The organism is Acinetobacter sp. YH18001 (assembly GCF_013416975.1).
GTDB lineage: Bacteria > Pseudomonadota > Gammaproteobacteria > Pseudomonadales > Moraxellaceae > Acinetobacter > Acinetobacter pseudolwoffii.
Map to the genome: position 1 here is coordinate 1 of NZ_VPEU01000083.1, position 5,070 is coordinate 5,070.

The window sequence follows — 5,070 nt, forward strand, 5'->3', positions numbered from 1 at the left end:
GTGATTCATCATTCCGACAGAGGTGTGCAATATCTTTCCATTCGCTATACCAATCGTTTAGAAGCAGCAAATTTACGAGCATCAGTCGGTACGACTGGTGATTCATACGATAATGCTTTGGCTGAAATCCCATGAGTTCACCCTTGTCCCGTGGCGGCCGATCATCGACCGCCAACTCGGCCGCGAGGTTATGGGCATCGTGCAGGGCGGGTCGGTGTCGTGGCAGTTAGGGCGGCAGAGGGGGCTGGAACGCTGAGTGCGCCCATGCCGCATTGCGAAGCTGTTAGCGGCAGTGTAAAAATGACCCCCTAATGGCATTTAAAAACTGACCCCCTTGGTTAATATAGCGGTCATTTTGGACTGCTCAACATGTTAACTTTGGAGCAAGCAGTGACAATCCAAATACTTCATCAACAAGGTAAATCTATTAAAGCCATTAGTCGTGAACTGGGGGTGTCCCGAAATACCGTACGTAAATATTTACGGCAGAAGGAAACACCTCAGTATCGGCGTACACAACCTAGAACAAGTATTCTTGATCCATATAAACCCTATTTACTCAAACGTGTAAACGCAGCTCATCCTGAATGGATTCCTGCTGTTGTGCTCTACCAGGAAATTTTAAGGTTGGGATATCCAGGAAAGATCAGGATCTTGAGGGAATATCTTGCAACATTAAAATCAGTTGCTAAACCGGAACCGATCATTCGTTTTGAAACCCAACCTGGCCAACAAATGCAGGTAGATTTCACCACGATTCGACGCAACAACTCGACTTTAAAAGCCTTTGTCGCAACATTAGGGTATTCCAGAGCGACTTTCGTGAAATTTTATGATCATGAACGTACCGATGCATGGATCGATGGTCTGGAAAATGCATTTCAGTTCTTTGCAGGAGTACCTCAGGAAATCCTGTTTGATAACGCTAAAACGATCATGATTGAACGGGATGCCTATCAGGAGGGGCAGCATAAATGGAATCCCAAACTGCTCGACTGCGCCAAGAAATACAGCTTTCGTCCTCGCGTATGTAAGCCCTACCGTGCACAGACCAAAGGCAAAGTTGAACGCTTTAATGGATACCTCAAATCAAGCTTTATTGTGCCATTGAAAGCAAGCCTGAAGACTTCGGGTTTACTGTTAGATGTTGATGTCGCCAATGCCCACATTGGCCGGTGGCTGCATGAAACCGCCAATCAGCGGATTCATGCCACCACGCAGGAAAAACCGGCTGTTCGACTGCAACAGGAGCAGCAAAAATTTACGCCATTACCGCAATCAGATACAGGTTCCAGCACTGTACCTGTTGCAGCAGCACAGCATGTCATGCCCTACGAGAGTTTGCAGCATCCCTTATCTGTATATGACCAGTTGCTGGGAGTTTCCTGATGAATCTGCAATACGACCGTATAGAGCAGCTTTGCCAAAAGCTCAATCTGCCTGCCATCGCATCACAATGGTCACATCATGCACAACAAACATTAGGTCAGGATGGAAGTTATGCCGACTTTGTTGAAGCGATCTTGACGCATGAATATGCTGCCAGGCAACAGCGCAGCCAGCAGGTACTGATGAAACTCTCAGGCCTGCCTCAAGTGAAAACGCTGGAAGGTTACGATTTTAATTATGCACTGGGTGCTCCCAAATCACAGGTGGTCGAGTTGTTCAACCTGAGCTTTATTGCTAGAGCAGAAAATGTGGTGTTTCTTGGTGCTAGCGGTGTAGGGAAAACGCATTTATCCATGGCATTAGGCTATAAGGCCATCATGAACAATGTCAAAACCAAGTTTATTACCGCCGCCGATCTCATGCTGCAACTCAGTACAGCCTATCAGCAAGGTAAATTGAAAACCTATATGCAACGGGTGATACTCGCCCCAAAATTACTGATTATCGATGAAATTGGTTATTTACCGTTTGGACGTGAAGAAGCGAATCTGTTCTTTAACGTGATTGCCAAGCGTTATGAAAAAGGCAGTACGATATTGACGAGTAACTTACCCTTTAGCCAATGGTCTAAGTCATTTGCGGATGATGTCACGTTGACCGCTGCGATGTTAGATCGGTTATTGCATCACTGTCATGTGGTACAAATATCGGGTGAGAGTTATCGTTTGAAGGATAAAAAAAGAATAGGGATTCAGCCTCAGGTTGAAATTTAATACGAGATCAAAGGGGTCAATTTTACTTTGCCATTTGTAAGGTAAAAGGGGTCAATTTTAGAATGCCGTTGACAAAGCAAAAGATAATCGGATAAAATGTAGCAATTCATATTCGTAAGCGTGGAGTAATCAGATGGGAAATTCCAAGTCAGCAGACAAGTAAGCCGCAACAACCAGTATTGTTGTTGCGGCGCTCTGTAAGGCTAGTCTCATCTGATTGCTGACGAGCAGACGTCGCCCGGTATTCCTTAATCGAGGGTTGATTCGTCATGACCACCACACGCCCCGCGTGGGCCTATACGCTGCCGGCAGCACTGCTGCTGATGGCTCCTTTCGACATCCTCGCTTCACTGGCGATGGATATTTATCTCCCTGTCGTTCCAGCGATGCCCGGCATCCTGAACACGACGCCCGCTATGATCCAACTCACGTTGAGCCTCTATATGGTGATGCTCGGCGTGGGCCAGGTGATTTTTGGTCCGCTCTCAGACAGAATCGGGCGACGGCCAATTCTACTTGCGGGCGCAACGGCTTTCGTCATTGCGTCTCTGGGAGCAGCTTGGTCTTCAACTGCACCGGCCTTTGTCGCTTTCCGTCTACTTCAAGCAGTGGGCGCGTCGGCCATGCTGGTGGCGACGTTCGCGACGGTTCGCGACGTTTATGCCAACCGTCCTGAGGGTGTCGTCATCTACGGCCTTTTCAGTTCGATGCTGGCGTTCGTGCCTGCGCTCGGCCCTATCGCCGGAGTATTGATCGGCGAGTTCTTGGGATGGCAGGCGATATTCATTACTTTGGCTATACTGGCGATGCTCGCACTCCTAAATGCGGGTTTCAGGTGGCACGAAACCCGCCCTCTGGATCAAGTCAAGACGCGCCGATCTGTCTTGCCGATCTTCGCGAGTCCGGCTTTTTGGGTTTACACTGTCGGCTTTAGCGCCGGTATGGGCACCTACTTCGTCTTCTTCTCGACGGCTCCCCGTGTGCTCATAGGCCAAGCGGAATATTCCGAGATCGGATTCAGCTTTGCCTTCGCCACTGTCGCGCTTGTAATGATCGTGACAACCCGTTTCGCGAAGTCCTTTGTCGCCAGATGGGGCATCGCAGGATGCGTGGCGCGTGGGATGGCGTTGCTTGTTTGCGGAGCGGTCCTGTTGGGGATCGGCGAACTTTACGGCTCGCCGTCATTCCTCACCTTCATCCTACCGATGTGGGTTGTCGCGGTCGGTATTGTCTTCACGGTGTCCGTTACCGCGAACGGCGCTTTGGCAGAGTTCGACGACATCGCGGGATCAGCGGTCGCGTTCTACTTCTGCGTTCAAAGCCTGATAGTCAGCATTGTCGGGACATTGGCGGTGGCACTTTTAAACGGTGACACAGCGTGGCCCGTGATCTGTTACGCCACGGCGATGGCGGTACTGGTTTCGTTGGGGCTGGTGCTCCTTCGGCTCCGTGGGGCTGCCACCGAGAAGTCGCCAGTCGTCTAACCGACGACTGGTAGCAGGCCCGCTCCGATGCGGCGCACTAACCATCGAAACCTCGTGAATGTCGGTATCCTGTCTGGCAGGATACCGCTCATTTCCCTTGTTCAGTTCATCGCCGTCGCCGAGCATCTGAATTTTCGGCATGCGGCCAAGGCACTTGGTATCAGCCAGTCGAGCGTCAGCGCGCGTGTGAAAGCGCTGGAGGATAACCTTGGTGTCCTGCTATTTGAGCGCCATGCGCGGGGCGTTCGGCTAACAGACGCAGGCAGGCACTTCATGGAGCGTGTCACGGCGGGTGTCGATCAACTCGATCACGCAGTGAAGACCGCAGGCATGACAGCTCAAGGAGAATACGGCCGGCTTCGCATCGGCATCCATGCCTTAATCCCACGCAGCTTTCTCACGGAGCTGATCCGTCATTATCGGGAAGAACATACGGGCATTGAGGTTGAGATCACCGAAGGCACAGCCCGCGATGCGGTGATGCAGCTTCGTGCTGACCAGCTCGACGTGGTGTTCGTCGCGGGCAAGCCCGAGATGCCCGACTGCCATACCCGACCGATCTGGACCGAACCGCTGGTGGCCGTGCTATCGGATGGGCATCGCCTCGCCGGGCAGTCCGCAATCACTTGGTCCGATCTGGTCGGCGAGACTTTCATTGTTCGCTATGGTGGCACCGGCCCGCAGGTCCATGACCATATCGTGCTGCGCCTTGCCGGGCGTTGGCCCGCACCGTCGATCCGGCGCTTTGATGTGGGGCGCGACACGCTGCTATCTATGGTCGGACAAGGCTTCGGCATCACTATCGTCGGCGAGGCAACGTCATTGTTGCCGACGACCGGCATCGTCTTCCTGCCCTTCCTCGATGAACCGGAGCCGGTTGCCTTTACAGCCGTCTGGTCGCCGTTCAATCGCAACTCCGCACTGAAAAATCTACTCAACCTCGCAGGCAAAATGAAGCGTGACGGCGATTCGCCCAATCGTTTCCTGGATGGCACTCGACCGGCACGATAACGGCACAGGCGATCCATCCTATTTGCCGCCGATAGTATCCGGCAGCCCTCCGGCATCCTCTTTCCTGTTGCCCGTCCCGATTTTGCCTACTCTCTGATCGGCTCCGTCTCTTTTGCCTACTGAGCGCTGCCGCACAGCTCCATAGGCCGCTTTCCTGGCTTTGCTTCCAGATGTATGCTCTTCTGCTCCTGCAGCTAATGGATCACCGCAAACAGGTTACTCGCCTGGGGATTCCCTTTCGACCCGAGCATCCGTATGAGACTCATGCTCGATTATTATTATTATACTCTGTACACGACAAATTTCACAGAACCCTTATCCTATCAGGATTCTGCTTTCTTAAAATTGCCAAAATTTCCTTAAACTCTTCTTTTTTCCCAAAACCAATTAAACGCTGAATCGCCATTTGAACA

At 51.7% G+C, this 5,070-nt stretch carries 4 protein-coding genes and 3 pseudogenes; all 7 read left to right on the forward strand.

The features are described from left to right. Positions 1–126: pseudogene (locus FTV48_RS14015) on the forward strand (IS3 family transposase); the annotation flags it as partial. Then, positions 125–256 (forward strand): annotated as a pseudogene (locus FTV48_RS14020) (DUF3363 domain-containing protein); the annotation flags it as partial. The pseudogenes FTV48_RS14015 and FTV48_RS14020, both read left to right, overlap by 2 nt. Before the next feature lie 113 nt (positions 257–369). Beyond that, the gene (istA, locus tag FTV48_RS14025; RefSeq protein WP_159139009.1) at positions 370–1,389 is read left to right on the forward strand and encodes an IS21 family transposase; all 1,020 of its coding nucleotides are present in this window, start codon (positions 370–372) and stop codon (positions 1,387–1,389) included. Further along, the gene (gene istB, locus FTV48_RS14030; RefSeq protein WP_159139008.1) at positions 1,389–2,162 is read left to right on the forward strand and encodes an IS21-like element ISAba8 family helper ATPase IstB; all 774 of its coding nucleotides are present in this window, start codon (positions 1,389–1,391) and stop codon (positions 2,160–2,162) included. The genes istA and istB overlap by 1 nt, the downstream gene beginning before the upstream one ends. A 269-nt stretch (positions 2,163–2,431) precedes the next feature. Next, a complete protein-coding gene (gene floR / locus FTV48_RS14035; RefSeq protein WP_000214122.1) occupies positions 2,432–3,646 on the forward strand; it encodes a chloramphenicol/florfenicol efflux MFS transporter FloR in 1,215 nt (404 codons plus the stop codon). A 27-nt stretch (positions 3,647–3,673) separates the two neighbouring features. Beyond that, a pseudogene (locus FTV48_RS15155) lies at positions 3,674–3,973 on the forward strand (LysR family transcriptional regulator); the annotation flags it as partial. A gap of 3 nt (positions 3,974–3,976) precedes the next feature. Continuing rightward, entirely contained in the window at positions 3,977–4,657 is a 681-nt protein-coding gene (locus tag FTV48_RS14040) for a LysR family substrate-binding domain-containing protein (RefSeq protein ID WP_109354582.1), read from the forward strand. The last annotated feature ends 413 nt before the right edge of the window (positions 4,658–5,070 follow it).

Coding starts and splice junctions, on each gene's coding strand:
- FTV48_RS14040 (WP_109354582.1), top strand. CDS start 3,977: ATGACAGCTCAAGGAGAATACGGCCGGCTTCGCATCGGCATCCATGCC.
- istB (WP_159139008.1), top strand. CDS start 1,389: ATGAATCTGCAATACGACCGTATAGAGCAGCTTTGCCAAAAGCTCAAT.
- istA (WP_159139009.1), top strand. CDS start 370: ATGTTAACTTTGGAGCAAGCAGTGACAATCCAAATACTTCATCAACAA.
- floR (WP_000214122.1), top strand. CDS start 2,432: ATGACCACCACACGCCCCGCGTGGGCCTATACGCTGCCGGCAGCACTG.